Annotated in this window: 18 protein-coding genes and 1 riboswitch; of the genes, 6 read left to right on the forward strand and 12 right to left on the reverse strand. The window is 63.9% G+C overall.

Annotated elements, in window-relative coordinates:
- Positions 1–6 precede the first annotated feature (6 nt).
- The 7 genes from J4E58_RS02525 to J4E58_RS02555 all read right to left on the reverse strand — a co-directional run bounded on the left by J4E58_RS02525 (position 7) and on the right by J4E58_RS02555 (position 6,158).
- Entirely contained in the window at positions 7–528 is a 522-nt protein-coding gene (locus J4E58_RS02525; RefSeq protein ID WP_087089879.1) for a TIGR02281 family clan AA aspartic protease, read from the reverse strand.
- Positions 525–1,508 carry an esterase-like activity of phytase family protein gene (locus J4E58_RS02530; RefSeq protein ID WP_087089877.1) on the reverse strand — a complete coding sequence of 328 codons (984 nt, stop codon included), beginning with the start codon at positions 1,506–1,508 and terminating at the stop codon, positions 525–527. The genes J4E58_RS02525 and J4E58_RS02530 overlap by 4 nt, the downstream gene beginning before the upstream one ends.
- Positions 1,508–3,415, reverse strand: coding sequence for a DNA topoisomerase IV subunit B (gene parE, locus J4E58_RS02535; protein ID WP_007921422.1), 1,908 nt, complete (start codon positions 3,413–3,415; stop codon positions 1,508–1,510). The genes J4E58_RS02530 and parE overlap by 1 nt, the downstream gene beginning before the upstream one ends.
- Before the next feature lie 42 nt (positions 3,416–3,457).
- A complete protein-coding gene (locus J4E58_RS02540; protein WP_007921424.1) occupies positions 3,458–4,066 on the reverse strand; it encodes a YqiA/YcfP family alpha/beta fold hydrolase in 609 nt (202 codons plus the stop codon).
- Positions 4,067–4,182: 116 nt separating this feature from the next.
- A complete protein-coding gene (gene cpdA / locus J4E58_RS02545; protein ID WP_087089875.1) occupies positions 4,183–4,998 on the reverse strand; it encodes a 3',5'-cyclic-AMP phosphodiesterase in 816 nt (271 codons plus the stop codon).
- Positions 4,999–5,097: 99 nt separating this feature from the next.
- Positions 5,098–5,550: a DUF1249 domain-containing protein gene (locus J4E58_RS02550; protein WP_007921426.1), complete on the reverse strand. Its 453-nt coding sequence runs from the start codon at positions 5,548–5,550 to the stop codon at positions 5,098–5,100.
- Entirely contained in the window at positions 5,541–6,158 is a 618-nt protein-coding gene (locus tag J4E58_RS02555) for an NUDIX domain-containing protein (protein ID WP_087089873.1), read from the reverse strand. Before J4E58_RS02555 ends, J4E58_RS02550 begins: the two co-directional genes overlap by 10 nt.
- Before the next feature lie 223 nt (positions 6,159–6,381).
- On the opposite strand from J4E58_RS02555, the gene J4E58_RS02560 reads away from it, so the two are divergent.
- Positions 6,382–7,128, forward strand: coding sequence for an RsiV family protein (locus J4E58_RS02560; RefSeq protein ID WP_053259409.1), 747 nt, complete (start codon positions 6,382–6,384; stop codon positions 7,126–7,128).
- Here J4E58_RS02560 and cytX read toward each other — a convergent pair.
- Together cytX and thiC are read right to left on the reverse strand one after the other, a co-directional pair.
- On the reverse strand, positions 7,097–8,386 hold the full coding sequence (cytX, locus tag J4E58_RS02565) for a putative hydroxymethylpyrimidine transporter CytX (RefSeq protein WP_087090451.1): 1,290 nt from the start codon (positions 8,384–8,386) through the stop codon (positions 7,097–7,099). The two genes, J4E58_RS02560 and cytX, sit on opposite strands and share 32 nt — an antisense overlap.
- Positions 8,387–8,482: 96 nt before the next feature.
- Positions 8,483–10,372 carry a phosphomethylpyrimidine synthase ThiC gene (gene thiC / locus J4E58_RS02570; RefSeq protein WP_087089871.1) on the reverse strand — a complete coding sequence of 630 codons (1,890 nt, stop codon included), beginning with the start codon at positions 10,370–10,372 and terminating at the stop codon, positions 8,483–8,485.
- Positions 10,373–10,547: 175 nt separating this feature from the next.
- A riboswitch (TPP riboswitch) is annotated at positions 10,548–10,652 on the reverse strand.
- Positions 10,653–10,848: 196 nt separating this feature from the next.
- Here thiC and J4E58_RS02575 point away from each other — a divergent pair.
- Positions 10,849–12,288, forward strand: coding sequence for a TolC family outer membrane protein (locus tag J4E58_RS02575; RefSeq protein ID WP_009041884.1), 1,440 nt, complete (start codon positions 10,849–10,851; stop codon positions 12,286–12,288).
- Positions 12,289–12,412: 124 nt separating this feature from the next.
- Here the strand turns inward: J4E58_RS02575 and waaA are convergent, their stop codons facing one another.
- Positions 12,413–13,684 carry a lipid IV(A) 3-deoxy-D-manno-octulosonic acid transferase gene (waaA, locus tag J4E58_RS02580; protein ID WP_087089869.1) on the reverse strand — a complete coding sequence of 424 codons (1,272 nt, stop codon included), beginning with the start codon at positions 13,682–13,684 and terminating at the stop codon, positions 12,413–12,415.
- 23 nt (positions 13,685–13,707) lie between these two features.
- Entirely contained in the window at positions 13,708–14,592 is an 885-nt protein-coding gene (locus J4E58_RS02585; RefSeq protein ID WP_172963019.1) for a LysR family transcriptional regulator, read from the reverse strand.
- 109 nt (positions 14,593–14,701) lie between these two features.
- On the opposite strand from J4E58_RS02585, the gene J4E58_RS02590 reads away from it, so the two are divergent.
- From J4E58_RS02590 to J4E58_RS02605, 4 genes are all read left to right on the forward strand, one after another.
- On the forward strand, positions 14,702–15,034 hold the full coding sequence (locus J4E58_RS02590) for a multidrug efflux SMR transporter (RefSeq protein WP_007921448.1): 333 nt from the start codon (positions 14,702–14,704) through the stop codon (positions 15,032–15,034).
- Between the two features lie 111 nt (positions 15,035–15,145).
- On the forward strand, positions 15,146–16,321 hold the full coding sequence (locus J4E58_RS02595; RefSeq protein ID WP_087089865.1) for an FAD-binding oxidoreductase: 1,176 nt from the start codon (positions 15,146–15,148) through the stop codon (positions 16,319–16,321).
- Positions 16,318–17,130 carry an aldo/keto reductase gene (locus J4E58_RS02600; RefSeq protein WP_087089863.1) on the forward strand — a complete coding sequence of 271 codons (813 nt, stop codon included), beginning with the start codon at positions 16,318–16,320 and terminating at the stop codon, positions 17,128–17,130. The genes J4E58_RS02595 and J4E58_RS02600 overlap by 4 nt, the downstream gene beginning before the upstream one ends.
- A 41-nt stretch (positions 17,131–17,171) precedes the next feature.
- Positions 17,172–18,143 (forward strand): metal ABC transporter ATPase, encoded by a 972-nt coding sequence (locus J4E58_RS02605; protein WP_087089861.1) that lies wholly within the window; start codon positions 17,172–17,174, stop codon positions 18,141–18,143.
- 54 nt (positions 18,144–18,197) lie between these two features.
- On the opposite strand, the gene hldE is transcribed toward J4E58_RS02605, so the two are convergent.
- Complete coding sequence (gene hldE / locus J4E58_RS02610; RefSeq protein WP_007921454.1) at positions 18,198–19,622, reverse strand: bifunctional D-glycero-beta-D-manno-heptose-7-phosphate kinase/D-glycero-beta-D-manno-heptose 1-phosphate adenylyltransferase HldE; 1,425 nt, start codon at positions 19,620–19,622, stop codon at positions 18,198–18,200.
- Positions 19,623–19,638 lie beyond the last annotated feature (16 nt).

Below are 19,638 nucleotides of genomic sequence, written 5' to 3' on the forward strand. Positions count from 1 at the left end.
GCCTCATCAGTTCGTTGTCTGGCGCAGCAGCAAAGTGCCGCCGCGCTGGGTAAATTCAAGTTTTTTCAAAGCGCTCATGCCCAGCAACACCTGCTCGCCACCCAGGCCCGGCGCGACCAGCGCACGGACATCCCGCAGGACGATATCGCCCAGTTGCAGGCGGTCGAGGCGGGTTCGATAACCCTCGCTACGACCGTTGGCGGTACTCAGGGTCACCGGTGCGCCCTTCTCCAGGCCAAGACGCTCGGCCAGCCCGGACGGGATCGACACATCGGTCGCTCCGGTATCGAGCATGAAATTCACCGGCTGGCCGTTGATCTGGCCGCTGGCGACGAAATGCCCCTGGCCGTTGCCGACCAGTTTCACTTCGATGTAACCCTCATGTTGTTGCGAAGTGACGACAGCATTGGGGTTCTCCTGACGCTGTTCCCACTCGCCAAAAAAACGTGTTGCCAGGAACAGTCCGGCACCCCAGGCCAGCACCAGCAGCACGCGCCCGGCACGTTTGCCCGGTGCCTGCTGGCTCACGGCTTGGCACTCCAACCGCCCTCGGGCGCAGCGAAGCGCCAGACGATCGGGCGTTTTTCACCGTCGGCACGGGCTCCGGTGTTGTTATCCACACCGATCCAGGCGCCGTCGGCATCCACCACCAGGGCCTCGGTCAGGCCATAGGCCTGTGGATAACGCCGGTTTTCCTGCAACGCCTCGGCGGCGAACGACCAGCAACGCTCGACCTTGGCCGTCGACGCATCACGACGACAGACCTGGAACGCATTGCGCTCGAGGGTGAACAACTTGCCCTCGAACAGCGACAGGTCGGCGAAATCCCGGGACACCGCCTTGGCCTTGGGCATCTGTGGTGGCTGCATTTCCAACCCGGCCTCGCTGAGCAGCACACAGCCGCCGTCGCAATCCCAGACGCTCTGCTGGCGCTTGATCAACAGCAGCCCGCGGCGCTCGCGCTCGGCGGCCAGCCAGATCCGGTCACCGGCCGGGTTGACCGCCAGGCCTTCGAACAGGGCATTGAAGTGCAGCAACATACCGCTGGCCCGCGCCTCGCGCACCATGATCGGCGAAATCTTCAGCCAGGCGGCCGAACCCATCGGCGGCAGCTGCAACACTGCCGCGTGGGACTCGCTGACCACATACTTGTTGCCGGCGCTGTCGCAGGTAATGCCCTCGAAATCCAGGTCGCCGCCGCGCACGAACGACGCGACCCAGGTGCGCGAGTTCAAGCCCCAGGGCAAACCGCTGTCCGGCACCGGCGGCACGTCGATGCGCACGGTTTCGGCCTGCCAGACGCGGTCGCTGGTATCGAGCCGATAGATCTGATCGTCGTCGCGGTCGGAGACCGTCCACAGCTCCTTGCCGCACAACGCCAGCCCCGACAGGTTGCCGCCACGCATGCCGTCCACCGGATGCTCGGCCAGCAGCCTCAACTCGGGCAAGGGGTCGGCCATCGCCGAGGTTGCCAATAGCAGTAACGCCAGGGCAAAGCCTCTGCGCATCAGGCCAGAACCTCGGCCAGGTTGCCCTTGGACTCCAGCCAGCTCTTGCGATCGCCGGCGCGTTTCTTCGCCAGCAGCATGTCCATCATTTCCGAAGTCGCGGCGAAGTCTTCACCGAGGGTCAACTGCACCAGGCGCCGGGTGTTCGGGTCCATGGTGGTTTCGCGCAGTTGCGGCGGGTTCATTTCACCCAGGCCTTTGAATCGGGTGACCTGCGGCTTGCCACGCTTCTTCTCGGCCACCAGGCGATCGAGGATGCCATCGCGCTCGGCTTCGTCGAGGGCGTAGTAGATCTCCTTGCCCAGGTCGATGCGGTACAGCGGCGGCATCGCCACGTAGACGTGACCGGCATCCACCAGAGGACGGAAATGCTGAACGAACAGCGCGCAGAGCAGCGTCGCGATGTGCAAGCCGTCGGAGTCGGCGTCGGCGAGGATGCAGATCTTGCCGTAGCGCAGCTGGCTCATGTCCTCGGCGCCCGGGTCGACCCCGATGGCCACGGCGATGTTGTGCACTTCCTGGCTGGCCAGGACTTCGCTGCCGTCGACTTCCCAGGTGTTGAGGATCTTGCCGCGCAGCGGCAGGATCGCCTGGAACTCCTTGTCCCGCGCCTGCTTGGCCGAACCACCGGCGGAATCACCTTCCACCAGGAACAACTCGGAACGCATCGGGTCCTGGCCGGCGCAATCCGCCAGCTTGCCTGGCAATGCCGGGCCCTGGGTGATGCGCTTGCGCTCGACCTTCTTGCTGGCCTTGAGGCGACGGCCGGCGTTGCTGATGGCCAGCTCCGCCAGTTGCATGCCCAGTTCCGGGTTGGCGTTGAGCCACAGGCTGAACGCGTCCTTGACCACGCCCGAAACGAAGGCGGCCGCCTCGCGGGACGACAGGCGTTCCTTGGTCTGGCCGGAGAACTGCGCGTCCTGCATCTTCATCGACAGAACAAAGGCGATGCGCTCCCAGACATCTTCCGGTGCCAGCTTCAGGCCACGCGGCAGCAGGTTGCGGAATTCGCAGAACTCGCGCATGGCGTCCAGCAGGCCCTGGCGCAAACCGTTGACGTGGGTACCGCCCTGGGCGGTCGGAATCAGGTTGACGTAGCTTTCCTGCACGCTGTCGCCGCCTTCCGGCAACCACAGCAGGGCCCAGTCCACCGCTTCCTTGTTACCGGCCAGGCTGCCGCAGAAAGGTTCGGCCGGCAGGCGTTCGAATTCGCTGACCGCGTCCACCAGATAGGAGCGCAGGCCGTCTTCGTAATGCCACTCGACCTTCTCGCCGGTGCCTTTGTCTTCGAAGCTGACCAGCAGCCCCGGGCACAACACGGCCTTGGCCTTGAGCACATGCTTGAGGCGGCTGACGGAGAATTTCGGCGAATCGAAGTATTTCGGATCCGGGGCGAAGTACACGCTGGTCCCGGTATTGCGCTTGCCGACGCTGCCGACTACTTCCAGCTCGGTGGCCTTGAAGCCGTCGGCGAAGGTCATCTGGTATTCGTTGCCATCACGCTTGACCCGCACCCGCACCTGGTTCGACAAGGCGTTGACCACGGAAATACCCACCCCGTGCAGACCGCCGGAGAACTGGTAGTTCTTGTTGGAAAACTTGCCGCCCGCATGGAGCTTGGTGAGGATCAGCTCGACACCGGACACGCCCTCTTCGGGGTGAATGTCCACTGGCATGCCGCGGCCGTCATCGGACACTTCCAGGGAATGGTCGGCATGCAGGATGACCTGGATCGACTTCGCGTGCCCCGCCAGGGCTTCGTCGACACTGTTGTCGATGACCTCCTGGGCGAGGTGGTTCGGCCGGGTGGTGTCGGTGTACATGCCCGGGCGTTTGCGCACCGGGTCGAGGCCCGAGAGGACTTCGATGGCGTCTGCGTTATAAGAGCTAGCGCTGGGAGTGGCCATGGGGTCTCGTCGTTAGTCGTTCAATGAAATAGAAGCGAGGGTTCACAGCGAGGTGAAATCGATCGCCTGGTACTGATCCGGGCCGATGCCGGCAAAATTCAACAACGCCGGCAATTGTCCGGCAAAACCCTGGAAACTATGGTCGCCGCCGGCCTGGATGCGCAAGGCACAGGCTCGGTAATACAGCTGGGCGCTGCGATAGTCCAGCGTCTCGTCACCTGTCTGCAGCCAGACCTGGAACCGCTGCGGGTCCTGGGGCGCCGGCACTTCCAGCTCGGCCAGGGCCGTCACGTGGTCGTGGGTCAGTTCCCAGGTTTCCCCGGTATAGAGGTTGGTCTGCGTGCCCAGAAAACCGTCGAACATCCGGTGCGGACTGACCGCGGGGTTGATCAGCAGGGCTTTCAGGCCGTGACGCTCGGCAAGGTGAGTCGCATAGTAGCCGCCGAGAGAGCTGCCGACCAGCAGCGGCCGTCCGAGTTCGGCAATCGCCTGTTCCAACTGGCCAATGGCCTCGCGTGGATGATGATGCAAGGCCGGCACCCGCAGCTGTTCACCGCGGCCGATCGCCTCCATGACAGCGATTAGCTGGCTGGCTTTCTTCGACGCCGGTGCGCTGTTGAAGCCGTGGATATACAGGATCGAACCGGACATGCGCACTCCCTTTGCATCGTGCAAAAAGGCGCAGTTTACAGGGTGTATCGCCGCTTGACTTGTGTTCAGGTGTATCCCTTTGTCCTGCCGCCGCAGACTGCGGCTCCGGGCCGGAATCAGTAGCCGTCGCTGCCGTAATCGACCTCAAAATCGAAGCCGGTGACCCGCTCGACACCGGTTTCCAGGCGCCCGTCGGGCAGCAGGCGCAGCCAGCGATAACCCGGCGCGGTCTCGCCGACCTGGAAATCCTCGCTGCCCGGCTCGAACTGGATGCAGGTCGAGGGCGACGCCAGCAGGCGCAAAGGCCCTTGCTGGCGGTCGATTTCCTGATGCACATGGCCCCAGAGCACCGCGCGCGCCTGTGGAAAGCGCTCCAGCACGGCGAACAGCGCGTGCGGATTGCGCAGCCCGATGGGCTCCATCCAGGCGCACCCGATGGAGACTGGATGATGGTGCAGGCATACCAGGTGATGGCGTTCGGGGGCTTCGCTCAGGGCACTGGCGAGCAGCTGCAATTGATCGTCCTGCAGATAGCCCGGCACCGAACCGGGTACGGCCGAGTCGAGCAGGATGATCCGCCAGTTGCCGATGTCCACCACCGGTGCCAGCAACGAACTCTGGGTCGCCGCCTGCGCCATGATTTGCGGCTCGTCGTGGTTACCGGGAATCCAGCGCGCCGGCGCCGGAATCTGCCGGGTCATGTCACGAAACAGCTGATAGGACTGCAGCGTACCGTCCTGGGACAAATCGCCCGTGGCCAGCATCAGGTCGATCCGCGGTTGCTGTTCCAGCACCAGGTCGATCACCCGCTGCAGGCTGTCGCGGGTATTCATGCCCAACAGCGTGCCGTCCGCTTCGGCGAACAGATGGCTGTCGGACAACTGCACCAGCAACACGGGATCGTCGGTGGTCAGAGTGGATACGCTCGGCAAGGCGGCCTCCCAGGGCGTGTCACGGGAAGTGAGGAATGGGGGCAATTATGCTGGGGGAAATTCAAAAGAGGAAACCGGCGAACCGGACGCAGTTCACATCTACCGCACGGCCTCGAACTCATGACCGCAAGCCAGGCAGTGGCTCAGCCATTCACCGAGAAACACATTGAGCTGGGCCTTCTCGTCCGGCTGGTGCATGAAGGCATTCGGATACGGATAGATACCACGAAAGCGCCGAGCGTGCTCGGCACTGATGACCTCGGCCATGCGCGCGTCGTGGTAGACCTGGACCTCCAGCTGCGGCACCGGCAGCCAGGGCAGGCTGTGTTCCTGACGCACCTGCAGGGTGGTGGTATAGGGGCAGGCCAGCAGCACCTCCAGCGCCAGCACGCCCAGCATCTGGTCGCCCTGGGTCACCGCGATCCGCCGCGCCACCGGCTGGTTGCGCATGTCGGGCAACAGGCGCATCAGCCGGGCATAGTTCGCCTCGCAGGACGCTTGCAGCCCCACGAGATCGACCCGATAGCGATCGCGCACTTTGTTTACGACCATAACCCCCTCACTTCAACGCGGTTCAAAGCCAGCCATTGCAAGGCAATAATGCTCGCCGCGTTGGAAATCCGCCCATCCCTTACCGCCTGCAGTGCGTCTTCGAAAGCCCAGACCGACACACGGATATCCTCCGCCTCTTCCTCCAATCCGTGCAGGCCACCGGCACCGCTGCTGTCGCAGCGCCCCAGGTACAGATGCACGAACTCGGTACTGCCCCCCGGCGACGGGAAATACTGGATCATCGGCCACAGCGCGGAGAATGTCAGTCCAGCTTCCTCCTGCGCCTCGCGGTGAGCAACTTCTTCCGGCTGCTCGTCCTTGTCGATCAGACCGGCGACCAGCTCGATCAACCAGGGGTTCGCGGTTTTCCCCATGGCGCCGACGCGAAACTGCTCGATCAACACCACTTCATCGCGTTGCGGATCGTACGGCAGCACGCAGACAGCATCATGACGGACAAAGATTTCACGACTGATCTCGCGCCCCATGCCACCGGCGAACAGTTCGTGGCGCAGGTGCACACGATCAAGCTGATAAAAACCCTGGAAGCATTTCTCGCGCCGAACGATATCGACAGTGGTCGGCGTGGTGTTGGCAAAGTCCGTCATAGCAATCCTCGTATCCTGCAATTCGATCCGAGGCTCCCCCTCGACTTCGCGCCATCCTAACGCGCCGCTGACCGATGATGCAGCCCCTTTGCCATCAGCGGGATAGACGGCAAGGGGGCAAACCTAATCTAATTGCCTCTATTGAGCTTAGTGGCGAACTGATTGCCCCGCAGGCAGTCGAAGCCGGTAACTTTTGCCTACCTCTGGTTTATCAAGGACGCACATGTCGCTTCTTAAAATCGCTTCCGTGGCTTGCCTGGCCCTGACCCTGGGCGCCTGCCAAAGCCTGTTCCAACCCAGCTATCAAAAGCCCCTGCAAAGCACCAGCGACAAGTCGGAACAGATCAAGCCCGGCTGCAGCAATCAGGATTGCCCGCTGGTGAACATCGACACCGTGCACTTCGCCGACGAGCCGCAGCTGGATGCGCTGATTGAAAAGCGCCTGCTACAGATGACCCGCACCACCGCGGACCAGGCCGTGCCAGCGACGCTGAACGCCTATCGGGAGAAGTTCCTGCGCGAGGCCGACAGCCGCAACAGCATGTACCTGCAAGCCAAGGTACGTGAACAGCATGACGGCCTGGTGATCATCGAACTGGCCAGCTACCTGGACACCGGCGGCGCCCACGGCACGCCCGGTCGCGGCTTCATCAACTACTCCCGCGAGCTGCACAAGGAGCTGACCCTGTCCGACATGCTGCGCCCGGGCCAGGAAGCCGCGTTCTGGAAAGCTGCCCAGGTGGCTCACAATAGCTGGCTGATCAGCACCAAGCTGGACCAGGAGCCGGAGTTCATCAAGAGCTGGCCCTTCCAGAAAACCCCGAACGTGGCGCTGACCTACGGCGGCGTAATCCTCAAGTACAACGTGTCGGTGATCGCGCCTTACGCGCTGGGCCACATTGAACTGAAGATCCCTTACAACCGCCTGAACGGCATTCTCAAACCCGAGCTGTTTCCTGGCCGTGGCTGAAGGCCCATCCCAGCAGCCCCTGCAGCAGCCCTGCCAGCACCAGTGACGGCAGGGTTGCGCCAACATCCGGATAGAAGTTGGCCAGCAGGTGATAGGTGCTGACCCCGCCCAGCCAGGCCAGCAACGCCGGCCAGCGCAAGCCCACGGACGGCACCTGGGCACTGCGCTTGCGCAGGATGAAGTGGTCCACCAGCACCACGCCGAACAGCGGCGCGAACACCGAGCCGATCAGCAGCAGGAAGTTCTGATACTGGGCCAATGGCGCCAGGCAGGCGATCAGGGTGCAGAGCACACCAATGGCCAAAGCCAGGTGCTCGACTTTCAGGCGCAACAGAATGCCGCTGGAAACCGCGGCCGAGTGGATATCGGCAAAGGCGTTTTCCGACTCGTCCAGCAGGATCAGCAACAGCGGAATCCCCAGGCCCGCGCCGGCCAGGGCCAACAACAGAGCATTGACTTCGCCACTCGGCGCAAAGGCCAGGGTGTAGGCCACGCCCAGGCTCATCAGCCACAGATTGCCGATAAAGAACCCCAGCGCCGTACCGCCAAAGACATTGCGCGCACGCTTGCCGAACCTTGAGTAGTCGGCGATCAGCGGCAACCACGACAGCGGCATGGCGATCGCGATATCGAAGCCCACGCCGAGCGGCATGGAGCCGTCGCCGGCCTGGGCCCAGAGCGCGGCCAGATCGGCCTTGGCGAACAGGTTCCAGGTCAGCCACAGGCAGGCCGCCAACAGCAGCCAGATGCCCCACTTGCGCAGGACCTTGCGCACGAAAGTCAGCGGCCCGCTGACCGCGAGCAAAGTCGCCAGTGCGCCGAAAAACAGGGTCCAGAGCAAAGGACTGGCCAGCAAGCTGCCTTCGCTGAACGCACGAGTACCCAACAAGCTGGCGGCATCGCGCATGACGATGATCTCGAACGAGCCCCAGCCCACCAGTTGCAACAGGTTGAGCAACGCCGGCAGGCTCGCGCCGTAAGTACCGAGGCTGAGCTTGAGCGCCGCCATGGACGACAGGCCGGTATCGCTGCCGATCACCCCGACCGCTGCGAGCAGCAAGACACCGACCGCCGTACCGAGAAAGATCGCCAGCAAGGCACCGGACAGACCCAGGCCTGGCGCCAACAACGCGCCGGTCTGCAACACCATCAGGCCGATGCCGAGGGAAAACCACAGGGAAAACAGATCGCGCGCGCCGAATACACGCCTGTCGGCGGGGACCGCGATGTCTGGTGAATAAGTGTTCAAGACGGTTATCTCGGGGCAGGAAAAGGGCGCGTTAGCTGCAAGCCTCAAGCTGCAAGAAAAAGCAGGACCACTGTTGCCTTTAACTTGCAGCTTGCAACTTGTCGCTTAAACCTTCTTGTACAGCTGGCTGCCTTCCTGCTTGAAGCGCTCAGCCTGCTCCGCCAGCCCCTTGGCGACATCCACGTCCACCGCTTCGATGCGCTGGTTGGCCGCGTACTCACGGACCTCCTGGGTGATTTTCATCGAGCAGAACTTCGGCCCGCACATGGAGCAGAAGTGCGCGACCTTGGCCGAATCCTTGGGCAGGGTCTCGTCGTGGTAGGCGCGCGCGGTGTCCGGGTCGAGGCCGAGGTTGAACTGGTCCTCCCAACGGAATTCGAAACGCGCCTTGGACAGCGCGTTGTCACGGATCTGCGCGCCCGGGTGGCCTTTCGCGAGATCCGCAGCATGGGCGGCGATCTTGTAGGTGATGATCCCGGTCTTCACGTCATCCTTGTTCGGCAGGCCCAGGTGTTCCTTCGGCGTCACGTAGCAGAGCATGGCGCAGCCGAACCAGCCGATCATCGCCGCGCCGATACCGGAGGTGATGTGGTCGTAGCCCGGGGCGATGTCGGTGGTCAGCGGGCCGAGGGTGTAGAACGGCGCCTCGTCGCAGCACTCCAGCTGCTTGTCCATGTTCTCTTTGATCAGTTGCATCGGCACGTGGCCGGGGCCTTCGATCATGCACTGCACGTCATGCTTCCAGGCGATCTTGGTCAGCTCGCCGAGGGTTTCCAGCTCGCCGAACTGCGCTTCGTCGTTGGCGTCGGCGATCGAGCCAGGACGCAGGCCGTCGCCCAGCGAGAAGCTGACGTCGTAGGCCTTCATGATTTCGCAGATTTCGTCGAAGTGGGTGTAGAGGAAGTTTTCCTTGTGATGCGCCAGGCACCACTTGGCCATGATCGAACCGCCGCGGGAGACGATGCCGGTCACGCGCTTGGCGGTCAGCGGCACATAGCGCAGCAGCACGCCGGCGTGGATGGTGAAGTAGTCGACGCCCTGCTCCGCCTGCTCGATCAGGGTGTCGCGAAACAGCTCCCAGGTCAGGTCTTCGGCCACGCCGTTGACCTTCTCCAGCGCCTGGTAGATCGGCACGGTACCGATCGGCACCGGCGAGTTGCGGATGATCCACTCGCGGGTTTCGTGGATGTGCTTGCCAGTGGACAGGTCCATGACGGTGTCCGACCCCCAGCGGATGCCCCAGGTCAGCTTCGCCACTTCTTCTTCGATGGACGAACCCAGGGCGCTGTTGCCGATGTTGCCGTTGATCTTCACCAGGAAGTTGCGGCCGATGATCATCGGTTCCAGTTCGACGTGGTTGATGTTGGCCGGAATAATCGCGCGACCGCGGGCGATTTCCTCACGGACGAACTCGGGGGTGATTTCTTTCGGGATGCTGGCGCCGAAACTGTGGCCGGCGTGCTGCTGATCAAGCAGACCCGCGGCGCGAGCCTCTTGCAGCTTCATGTTTTCGCGGATGGCGACGTATTCCATCTCGGCGGTAATGATGCCCTTGCGCGCGTAGTGCATCTGGCTGACGTTGGCCCCGGCCTTGGCCCGGCGCGGGTTGTTGACGTGGGCGAAGCGCAGCTTGGTCAGCTCGGGATCGGCGAGGCGTTCCTGGCCGAAGTTGGAACTCAGGCCTGGCAGGCGCTCGGTGTCGCCACGGTCGTCGATCCAGGCCGAGCGCACATCGCCCAGACCTTTGCGCACGTCGATCACCACGTTGGGGTCGGTGTACGGGCCAGAGGTGTCATAGACGGTGACTGGCGCGTTGATCTCGCCGCCGAAGTCGGTCGGGGTCACGTCGAGGCTGATTTCGCGCATCGGCACGCGAATGTCCGGGCGCGAACCCTGGACATAGATTTTTTGCGAGCGGGTAAAGGGCTGAACCGACTGCTCATCGACCTTGGCCGATTCGCTAAGGTGGGTAGCGTTTTTTAATTTTGTAGTCATCACGGGCTCTCCAGACAGCATCCAGGCAGTGGATTTTTGTCGGAGCGAACCTGTAACGAACGGACGCAACCATGGCTGGAGCCAGAGGCGAAAACCAGCTGGTGCAGTGCTTGGTGCTCGAGGGGTGTTCGATTGTCGAACAACATCCCGGACGAAGCACAAGAGGACTCGCCGGGTGACGAGAAATCTTGTTCCCTACGCAGGCGCTAACCTGATCAGGTTCAACGGGATCCGGATTATCCGATCTCAGCCTCATAGCAAGGCACCCCGACAAGAACCCGGCCAGTCTAGACAAAGCCGGTACAGAACGCCAACCCCAAGGCAAACAGCATGATGAATGGCGTAAATGCAGGATTGTTGCCCTTCGCAGGCGCATCTACACTCGATGGGTTGCGTCGAACCTTGACGCTGCACAGGCCGAGACTTAGCCTTGGCGCCAGAATTATCCTCGTAATATCAACTCTAGGGATCGCCGAATGCTGCGCAAACTCTCACTGGCCATCGCCGTGTCTTGTGCGTCCAATGGAATGGCCTGGGCAGCAGAAGCGCCCCTGACCACCAAAACCGACCTGGTCAGCGTCTACCAGGAGGCAGTGGACAACAACGCCGACCTCGCCGCCGCCCGCGCTGATTACGACGCACGCAAAGAAGTGGTGCCACAGGCGCGCGCCGGGCTGCTGCCCAACCTCTCGGCCGGTGCCGACCTGAACAACACCCGGACCAAGTTCGACGAACCGTCGATGACCGCCACCCGCAGCGGCACCGTGTACCAGGCGACCCTGGCCCAGCCGATTTTCCGCGCCGACCGCTGGTTCCAGCTGCAGGCGGCCAAGGACGTCAACGAACAAGCCGCGCTGGAACTCTCGGCCACCGAGCAGAACCTGATCCTGCAAAGCGCCGAGAGCTATTTCTCAGTGCTGCGCGCCCAGGACAACCTGGCCTCGACCAAGGCCGAAGAGGCCGCCTTCAAGCGTCAGCTCGACCAGTCCAACGAACGCTTCGACGTCGGCCTGTCGGACAAGACCGACGTCCTGCAATCCCAGGCCAGCTACGACACCGCGCGGGCCAACCGGATCCTCGCCCAGCGCCAGGTGGATGACGCCTTCGAAGCCCTGATCACCCTGACTAACCGCCAGTACAACGCGATCCAGGGCATCGTCCACAGCCTGCCGGTGCTGGCTCCGGCCCCGAATGACGCCAAGGCCTGGGTCGATACCGCGGCCAAGCAGAACCTCAACCTGCTGGCCAGCAACTACGCGGTCAGCGCCGCCGAGGAAACCCTCAAGCAGCGCAAGGCCGGCCACGCCCCGACCCTCGACGCCGTGGCGCAATACAAGAAAGGCGACAACGACGCCCTCGGCTTCAGCAACCCGGCCCCGCTGGGCCAGCGTTACGGCAGTGACGTTGAACAACGCAGCATCGGCCTGCAACTGAGCATTCCGATCTACAGCGGCGGCCTGACCAGCTCCCAGGTCCGCGAGTCCTACTCGCGCCTGACCCAGAGCGAGCAGCGCCGTGAAGCCCTGCGGCGCCAGGTGGTGGAAAACACCCGCAACCTGCACCGTGCGGTGAACACCGATGTCGAGCAGGTCCAGGCCCGGCGCCAGTCGATCATCTCCAACCAGAGCGCTGTGGAAGCCACGGAAATCGGCTACCAGGTCGGTACGCGCAATATCGTCGACGTGCTCGACGCCCAGCGCCAGCTGTACACCTCGGTGCGCAACTACAACAACAGCCGCTACGACTACATCCTCGACAACCTGCGCCTCAAGCAAGCCGCCGGCACCCTCAATCCGGGCGACTTGCAGGACCTGTCGCGCTACCTGAAAGCCGACTACAACCCGGACCGCGACTTCCTGCCGCCGGACCTGGCCAAGGCCGCGGCGGAACAGCTCAAGGCCCGGCCGGGGCAGTAACCTGTAGCCGCTGCCGCAGGCTGTGATCCTGTCCGCAGGACACGCAAAAAGGCCACCGCGATTCAATTGAATGGCGGTGGCCTTTTTTACGACCGTTCCGGTCGATCACAGCCTGCGGCGGCGGCTACAGCAAGCGATCCAACCCGTCGAGCAGGCGCTGCAGGGCGCCCTGGTTGCTGCGCATCACCCGCAGTCCGGCATCGGCCATCTTCTGCGCATCCCGGGGCAACTCGAACAGGCGCTGCACCGCCACCGCCAGGCCATGGGCATCGTCCACTTCCTGCAGGGCGCCCGCCTCGCGCAGCATCGCCGCGATCTCCAGGAAGTTGAACAGGTGCGGCCCGCTCAGCACCGGCTTGGCCAGGGCCGCCGGCTCCAGCAGGTTGTGCCCGCCATTGGGCACCAGGCTGCCACCGACAAAGGCGCTGTCCGCCAGGGCATAGAGAAACAGCAGCTCGCCCATGGTGTCGCCCAGCAGCACCGATGTGCTGGCGGTGACCGGCTCGGCGCTCGAGCGGCGAATGGTCTCAAAGCCCTGCTGCCGGCACAGCTCGAACACCGGATTGAAGCGCTCTGGATGACGCGGCACCAGGATCAGCAAGGCATCCGGGTGGCTGGCCAGCAGTTGGCGATGGGCATCCAGCACCACGGCGTCTTCGCCTTCATGGGTACTGGCGGCGATCCACACCGGACGCTCGCCGGCTTGCCATTGCTCGCGCAGCTCGCTGGCGCGCACCAGCAGTTGTGGGTCGATGCTCAGGTCGAACTTGATCGAGCCCGTCACCTCGACTGTTTCCGGGCGCGCGCCCAACTGGCGAAAACGCTCGGCCTCGGCCTCGGTCTGCACCGCAAACAGGCTCATTTCAGCGAGCATCGGTGCGGTCAGCTTGGCAAAGCGCCCATAACCCCGGGCCGAGCGCTCCGACAACCGCCCATTGGCCAGCGCTACCGGAACCCCGCGCCTGGCGCACTGGTGAATGTGATTGGGCCACAGCTCGGTTTCCATGATCACCGCCAGCTTCGGCCGGACCCGATCGAGAAAACGCACGGCGGCGCAAGGCAGGTCGTAAGGCAGGTAGCAGTGCTGGATGCGCGGCTCGTTGGCGAACAGCGCCTGGATACGTTCCGAGCCCGTGGGGGTCATGCAGGTGACCGTGATCGGCATCTGTGGATAACGCGCCAGCAAGGCACGGATCATCGGCGCGGCGGCGATGCTCTCGCCTACCGACACCGCGTGCACCCAGATCCCGCCCGGCTGCATCGCCGGCAGCCCCCAGGAAAAACGTTCGCCAATCCGCCGGGCATAGGCCGGCGCCTTGCGCGCCCGCAGCCACAGACGAATCGCCACCAATGGCAGCCCCAGGTAAAACAGCGCGGTGTAGAGAGTTCTATTCATGGCGGCGGAGTTTATCGGCTTTTTCAGCCAATCGCCCGCAAGTGCACGGCAAAACGCTCCGCCAGCCAATGCGCCGCCGGCCCCAGGGGTTCATCGCGACGCCAGACCAATTCCACCACCAGCGCCGGCGGGGTCCATTCGCTGGCCAACTCGACCATCTGGTTCTGATAGGTCGGATACTGCACCACATGCCGCGGCAGCCAGGCCCAGCCCAGGCCGCGCATCAGCAGCTCGGCCATCGCGTAGAAGCTGTCGGCACGCCAGACTTGCGGGCTGACCTGCTCGCCACTGGGGTAAGTGCTCAACTGCGGGGAAATCAACAACTGTCGATGCCGCCCCAGTTGCTGGCGATCCACCTGTTTTTCGCCGGCCAACGGGTGCCCGACCGCGCACACCGTGACCATCTCGACGCTGCCCAGGGCCCGTCGCTCAAGGGCCTCGGACATCTGTTCATGGTGAAACAGCAAACCGAGGTCGGCCCGACGGTCCAGCAGCTTGCGCGCCACATCACCCTGGGCGCTGCTGGCCAGTTGGACCTCAAGACTGGGGAAACGCTCGGACAACGCCTCAAGGCTATCGAGCACCGGCTGGAAAGGCATGGCCTCGTCCAGGGCCAGCCGCAAGCGCGCCTCCTCACCCCGCATCAACGCCAGCGCCCGCCCGTTCAAGCGCTCGCATTGGCGCAGCACTTCCCGCGCCTCCGCAAGCAAGGCACGACCCGCCTCAGTGAGTTTCGGCTGGCGACCGCTGCTGCGCTCGAACAAGAGCACGCCGAGATCGGCCTCGAGCAGCGCAATCGCGCTGCTGACCGCCGATTGCGCCTTGTGCTGGTCACGGGCCACCGCGGAAAACGAACGTTGCTCGGCGACGCTGACGAACAGCCGCATCTGCTCCAGATTCCACTGCACATTCATAAGGCAACCCATCTTCAAAACAGATAGGTAATGACTTTACCCCATCTGCACAATCTCTAGAATGCCGACCTCATCAAGCAAGCCCAAACACGAGGACTCTCCCATGAACGCTTACACCTACCTGGCCATCGCCATCTGCGCCGAAGTGATCGCCACCGTTTCGATGAAAGCGGTCAAAGGCCTGAGTACTCCACTGCCGCTGCTGCTGATCATCGTCGGTTACGGCGTGGCCTTCTGGATGCTGACCCTGGTGGTGCGCACCGTGCCAGTGGGCGTGGCTTACGCGGTCTGGGCCGGCATGGGCATTGTCATGGTCAGCGTGGCCGCGCTGTTCCTCTACGGGCAGAAGCTGGATATCCCGGCAATGCTCGGCATGGCCCTGATCGTCCTGGGCGTGGTGGTGATCCAGCTGTTTTCCAAGACCGCCGGGCATTAGAAAAGCAGCGGCAAGCTACAAGCCTCAAGCAGCAAGAGTGAGCGTCACGCTTGCAGCTTGAGGCTTGAGGCTTGAAACTTGCGCCTTCGATTTGTTCTCCGAGGTCGCTGCATGCCATCCGTTATTTCCACCGACGTGCTGATTGTCGGCGCCGGAGTCGCCGGCCTCTGGCTGAACGCCCGCCTGCGTCGCCAGGGCTTTTCCACCGTGCTGGTGGAGAGCGCCAGCCTCGGCGGCGGACAAAGCGTCAAGTCTCAGGGAATCATTCACGGCGGCGCCAAGTACGCCCTGCACGGCGCCCTGACCGGCGCCTCGGAAGCCATCGCCGACATGCCGCGCCGCTGGCGCGAGGCCCTGGCCGGCAACGGCGAGCTGGACCTGTCCGGTGTGCGCCTGCTGTCCGAGGCCCATTACCTGTGGTCCCCCGGCACCCTGGCCGGCAACCTCACCAGTTTTTTCGCCAGCAAGGCCGTGCGTGGCCGTGTCGATCAGGTCAAGGGCGACCAGTTGCCGCCAGCCCTGCAGGACCGTCGCTTCAAGGGCAAGGTGTATCGCCTGGCCGAATTGGTGGTGGACGTGCCGAGCCTGATCGGGCGCCTGGCCGAACTGGGCGGCGATAGCCTGCTGGCCGGGCAGAAGATCGAACCCCTGCTGGAAAACGGGCAATTGCTGGGCCTGCGGGTCGATGAGCGGGAAATCCGCGCGCAACGCATCGTGCTCAGCGCCGGCGCCGGCAATGCCGAGCTGCTGAGCAGCCTCGGCCTGAGCCAGCCGGCCATGCAACGCCGGCCGTTGCACATGGTGATCGTCAAGGGCCCGAGCCTGAAACCGCTGTACGCCCACTGTCTGGGCGGCGGGCCGAAGCCACGGATCACTGTGACCACCCACCCGGCGGCCGACGGCCAGTGGGTCTGGTACCTCGGCGGCGACATCGCCGAAGCCGAAGGCGTGGCGCGCGAGCCGGCGGCGCAGATCGCCGCCGCCCAGAAAGAACTCGGCAACCTGTTGCCATGGGTCGATCTCAGCCAGGCGCAATGGGCCACCCTGCGGGTGGACCGCGCCGAGCCCGCGCAGTCGGGCCTGACCCGTCCGGACAATGCCTTTCTCGCCGAACAGGACCGCCTGCTGGTCGGCTGGCCGACCAAGTTGGCCCTGGCCCCGGACTTCGCCGATCGGGTGTTCGCTGCCCTCGAGCGCGACGGTATCAAGCCGGGCCCCACGACTGCGTTGCCGACGCTGCCCAAACCCGCCATCGCCCAACCGGCGTGGGAGCAACTGCTGCCATGAGCCAAGCGACCCTGCACGACCTGCATCGCCCCTTCGGCAGCACCGGGCTGCTGGTCTCCCCACTGGGCCTGGGCACCGTGAAGCTCGGGCGCGACCAAGGGGTGAAGTACCCCAACGGCTTCCAGATTCCGGATGACGCCGAAGCCCGCACGCTGCTCAAGCTGACCCGCGACCTGGGCATCAACCTGATCGACACCGCGCCGGCCTATGGCCGCAGCGAGGAGCGCCTGGGCCCGCTGCTGCGCGGGCAACGCCAGGACTGGGTGATTGTCAGCAAGGTCGGCGAAGAGTTCGAAAACGGCCTGTCGCGCCATGATTTCAGCGCCGCGCATACCCGCTTGTCGGTGGAGCGCAGCCTGCAGCGCCTGGAAACCGACTTCATCGACCTGGTGCTGGTGCATTCCGACGGCAATGACCTGCACATCCTTGAGCAGTGCGAGGTGTACCAGACGCTGGCCGAGCTCAAGCAGGAAGGCAAGATCCGTGGCTTCGGCCTCTCCGGGAAAACCGTCGAGGGCGGCCTCAAGGCCCTGGAACAAGGTGACTGTGCCATGGTCACCTACAATCTGAACGAACAGAACGAGCGAGCCGTCATCGATTACGCCGCAGCCCACGGCAAGGGCATTCTGGTGAAAAAAGCCCTGGCCAGCGGCCATGTGTGCCTGAGCCCCGGTGTCGACCCGGTACGCGCCAGCTTCGAACTGCTGTTCGATCAACCGGGCGTCGCCAGTGCTATTGTCGGGACCATCAATCCGTTGCACCTGGCCCATAATGTCGCCACTGTCGCGCAGGTGTTGCGCAAGAACTGATGCCGCCCACGCGGCCGACCCCGACGCAAGAAGGAGCCGACATGCCGCGTACGCTCATAAGAAAGAACCCCAGCAACTTCAAGACCCTGCCGCTGTTCGTCGAAGCGACGCCCGAAGGCCTCAGCTATCAGAGCGTCGGCATGCCGCTGAACTTTGCGCAGACCCTGCAGCGCCGGCGCCCGGTTGCGGTGGCCGACGCCGAGCGCTTCGCCCTGGAGCTGGCCAACCTCGGCGTCTCGGTACGCCTGACCCTGCATTGGCAGAACCGCGACTATTGGGTGCTGGTGCGCCAGCGCCGGCAGGATCGCGGCGACGTGGTGCTCAAGCTGATTTCCGGCTACGTCCCGGCCCATGAGCTGAACCTGCCGCTGCATACCGCCATCCAGGAAATCGCCGAAGAATGCCTGCTGGAAACCCCGGAAGGCTGGCTCGGCGGGCGCTTCAACGACACCTGGCTGCCCGCCCCCTACTCGAGCGCCCTGCACTATCGCGAGGCCCTGCCCTTTCGCCTGACGCCGCTATCAGGCGCGGCACGCCCGGTACGCTGCGCCAACCTGCAGTTGCTGGAACGGCCGCGGGCCTATGTGCACCTGCCCACCGCTTCACTGCAGCTGATCTATGACCTGCGCCTGGACGTGCCGAAAGAGGCCAAGTCCCTGAGCCTGTTCCATGTCGACGAACGCCTGGAGGGCGACCAACTGGTGGCTCGCCTGGATCGCAAGCGCCCGGACCTGTACCTGATGCCACTCAAGGACGGTCAGCCGTGCGCCGAGCTCTATACGTTGAAGAAGGATCAGTTGCACCCGGCGAGCACCCGCGGCCTGTATCTGGCCGAAAGCTTCGCCCGGCAGCAAGGCTGGCTGGTGCGTGACGAGCGGATTCGCTGGAAGGACTGGCTGAAGCAGCAGGGATTGAGCGCGCCGGAGAAGGACTCCAAACTCCAGCGTCTTACCGGCAAGGCACGGCAGATATTGCGCAAGATGGTACCGACCAAGACCAGCCGGCAACGTTGAGCGCTTCACCGCCCACTCCAGCTTTCGCGAGAGTGGGCGGTGAGGCAGCAAGCCTTATTCGGTCTTGCGGATCTTCTCGACTATGGCCGTGGTGGAACTGTTCTCCACCAGGCCCAGCACCTTCACCACACCGCCATAAGCCTTGACGATATCGGCGCCGACCACCTGGTCGACCGAGTAATCCCCGCCTTTGACCAGCACGTCCGGCTTGACCTGGGCCAGCAGGTTTTCCGGCGTACCCTCGGGGAAGCTGATGACCCAGTCCACCGCGCCCAGGCCGGCCAGTACCGCCATACGCCGGTCGACGCTGTTGATCGGACGGCCCGGCCCTTTCAGGCGGCTGACCGAGGCATCGTCGTTGATCGCCACGATCAGGCGATCGCCTTGGGCCCGCGCCTGCTCGAGGTAGGTCACATGGCCGGCATGGAGGATGTCGAAACAGCCGTTGGTGAAGACGATCTTCTCTTTGTGCGCACGCGCATCGTCGATCGCCAGCAGCAGTTGGTCGAGGCTCAGCACACCGCGCTCGGAACCTTCTTCACGCTGGATCGCGCGACGCAGCTCCGGTGCGCTGATGGCCGCGGTACCCAGCTTGCCGACCACGATGCCGGCGGCCAGGTTGGCCAGGGCCACCGCGTGCGGCAGCTCTTCACCCGCCGCGATTGCCGCCGCCAGGGTAGAAATCACCGTATCGCCGGCACCGGTGACGTCGAACACTTCACGGGCCCGGGCCGGCAAGTGCAGCGCCGGGTGATCGGGACGCAGCAGGGTCATGCCGTGTTCGCCACGGGTCACCAGCAAGGCGCCCAGTTCCAGGTCGTGCATCAGCTTGGCGCCTTTGCTGACCAGGTCGTGCTCGTCGATGCAACCGCCAACTATGGTTTCGAACTCGCTGAGGTTCGGGGTGATCAGGCTGGCGCCGCGATAAATCGAAAAGTCCTTGCCTTTCGGGTCCGCCAGCACCGGGATGCCACGGGCACGCGCGGCCTGGATCAGCGCCTGATGATTCCTCAGGGCTCCCTTGCCGTAGTCGGACAACACCAGCACCTTGATGCCGTCCAGCAACCGGTCGACTTCAGCGCCCAACGCCAGGGCGTCGGTGGCGAAAGGTTCTTCGAAATCGATACGCAGCAGTTGCTGGTGCCGGCTCATGACCCGCAGCTTGACGATGGTCGGCTGGTGGGCAATGCGTTGGAACAAGGCGCGGACGCCCGCCCCCTCAAGACTGTTGGAGAGACTGTCGGCAGCCTCGTCGTCGCCGGTGACGCCAACCAGCGAGGCCGGTGCGCCGAGCGCGGCAATGTTCAAGGCAACGTTCGCGGCACCGCCCGGGCGGTCCTCGATTTGCTCGACCTTGACTACCGGTACCGGCGCCTCAGGGGAAATCCGTGAGGTACCACCATGCCAGTAACGGTCGAGCATGACATCGCCGACCACCAAGACAGGGGCTTGATCGAATCGCGGCATGGACAACTTCATGGAGCAACCCACATAC

The organism is Pseudomonas sp. FW305-25 (assembly GCF_017351415.1).
Lineage (GTDB): Bacteria > Pseudomonadota > Gammaproteobacteria > Pseudomonadales > Pseudomonadaceae > Aquipseudomonas > Aquipseudomonas chlororaphis.

Excerpts from the sequence above, each read along its gene's own strand:
- J4E58_RS02600 (WP_087089863.1), top strand. The coding sequence starts at position 16,318 with ATGAGCCAAGCGACCCTGCACGACCTGCATCGCCCCTTCGGCAGCACC.
- J4E58_RS02550 (WP_007921426.1), bottom strand. The coding sequence starts at position 5,550 with ATGGTCGTAAACAAAGTGCGCGATCGCTATCGGGTCGATCTCGTGGGG.
- J4E58_RS02605 (WP_087089861.1), top strand. The coding sequence starts at position 17,172 with ATGCCGCGTACGCTCATAAGAAAGAACCCCAGCAACTTCAAGACCCTG.
- J4E58_RS02595 (WP_087089865.1), top strand. The coding sequence starts at position 15,146 with ATGCCATCCGTTATTTCCACCGACGTGCTGATTGTCGGCGCCGGAGTC.
- waaA (WP_087089869.1), bottom strand. The coding sequence starts at position 13,684 with ATGAATAGAACTCTCTACACCGCGCTGTTTTACCTGGGGCTGCCATTG.
- J4E58_RS02555 (WP_087089873.1), bottom strand. The coding sequence starts at position 6,158 with ATGACGGACTTTGCCAACACCACGCCGACCACTGTCGATATCGTTCGG.
- J4E58_RS02560 (WP_053259409.1), top strand. The coding sequence starts at position 6,382 with ATGTCGCTTCTTAAAATCGCTTCCGTGGCTTGCCTGGCCCTGACCCTG.
- hldE (WP_007921454.1), bottom strand. The coding sequence starts at position 19,622 with ATGAAGTTGTCCATGCCGCGATTCGATCAAGCCCCTGTCTTGGTGGTC.
- J4E58_RS02540 (WP_007921424.1), bottom strand. The coding sequence starts at position 4,066 with ATGTCCGGTTCGATCCTGTATATCCACGGCTTCAACAGCGCACCGGCG.
- J4E58_RS02590 (WP_007921448.1), top strand. The coding sequence starts at position 14,702 with ATGAACGCTTACACCTACCTGGCCATCGCCATCTGCGCCGAAGTGATC.
- J4E58_RS02575 (WP_009041884.1), top strand. The coding sequence starts at position 10,849 with ATGCTGCGCAAACTCTCACTGGCCATCGCCGTGTCTTGTGCGTCCAAT.
- thiC (WP_087089871.1), bottom strand. The coding sequence starts at position 10,372 with ATGACTACAAAATTAAAAAACGCTACCCACCTTAGCGAATCGGCCAAG.
- J4E58_RS02530 (WP_087089877.1), bottom strand. The coding sequence starts at position 1,508 with ATGCGCAGAGGCTTTGCCCTGGCGTTACTGCTATTGGCAACCTCGGCG.
- parE (WP_007921422.1), bottom strand. The coding sequence starts at position 3,415 with ATGGCCACTCCCAGCGCTAGCTCTTATAACGCAGACGCCATCGAAGTC.